This window comes from Pseudomonas sp. N40(2020) (assembly GCF_014472415.1).
In the GTDB taxonomy this organism is placed as follows: Bacteria; Pseudomonadota; Gammaproteobacteria; order Pseudomonadales; family Pseudomonadaceae; genus Aquipseudomonas.
Genome location: NZ_JACSZV010000088.1, coordinates 1 through 1,235 on the forward strand (window position 1 = coordinate 1; position 1,235 = coordinate 1,235).

The following is a 1,235-nucleotide window of genomic DNA, read 5'->3' on the forward strand; positions in this document are numbered from 1 at the left end:
TGTAGTGGTCAACTAATCCCGGACACGACGTTAAGTTTTTTCTCGGCCTGAGCTGGGGCCAGTCCGTTATTGAATTGGTGCGGTCTAATCCAGTTGTACCGATGCATCAGGTAATGACTGATGTCGCGGTGCGCCTCTTGAGCTGTCATGTAGCCCACGGTCGGTATCCATTCAGTTTTCAAGCTGCGAAACACACGCTCCATCGGCGCGTTATCCCAGCAGTTTCCACGACGGCTCATGCTTTGGCGCATGCGGTAACGCCAGAGCCGTTGGCGAAACTGGCGACTGCCATATTGCGAGCCCTGATCCGAGTGAAACAAAAGCCCTTGAGGCTTGCCACGCTGCTCGTAAGCCATGTCCAACGCCTTGATGACCAGATCCGCATCCGGCTTGTTCGATAGCGCCCAGCCCACCACTCGGCGCGCGTAAAGATCCATAACTACAGCCAGGTAATGCCATTTCCCTTGAGCCCAGATGTAGGTGATGTCGCCACACCAAACCTGATTCGGCGCCGGCACATCAAACTCTCGATTCAATATGTTCGGAATGTCAGGCCGCTCAACCGTCGCTTGTTTGTAGGCATGTGATCCAGGTTGTTTGCTGACCAACTCCAGTTCCCGCATCAGGCCTCGCACCTTGAACCGCCCAATTTGCTCGCCGTCTTCCTGCATCATCGACACGATGCTGCGGCTACCGGCGGCGCTTCGACTTTGCGTAAACAGTTCGTTAACCCGGCTGCGCAAACGAAGCCGCTCAACGTCTGGAGTTCGGCGCCTGAGACGGTGGGCGTAGTAACACGAACGAGTGACATCAAAGACTGCGCAAAGCCAATCAACCGGCTCTTGGGGGCTCAATTGATCAATCAGCGCGTGCGCTCGTGCTCTTCCGACATCAAGAGCGCGGTAGCCTTTTTTAAAATGGATTTCTCCCGCTCAAGTCGAGCGATTCGAGCTTCCAATTCCTGGATTTTCTGTTGCTCTGGCGTCAGCGCTTTACTCTGCGGAGTAACGCCGGTGCGCTCCTGCTGAAGCTGATTAACCCAGCGGCGCAACGCGGACTCAACCACACCAAGCGAGCGGCTGGCTTCGATATGGCTATAGCCTTGATCGAGCACGAGGCCTGCGGCCTCGCGTTTGAATTCAGTGGAAAAAGAACGACGTTGTTTGGTCATCAGACACCTCTATCTGGCGAGCATTCTCGCCTAAATGGGTGTCCGGTTTCATTAGACCACTACA

General features: G+C 55.0%; 1 protein-coding gene. It reads right to left on the bottom strand.

The features are described 5' to 3' along the window. Window positions 1-8: 8 nt before the first annotated feature. A protein-coding gene (locus IAI51_RS27730; RefSeq protein WP_187681372.1) for an IS3 family transposase occupies window positions 9-1,171 on the bottom strand; the annotation gives its coding sequence in 2 pieces (ribosomal slippage) (window positions 9-916 and window positions 916-1,171; 1,164 coding nt in all). Window positions 1,172-1,235: the final 64 nt, after the last annotated feature.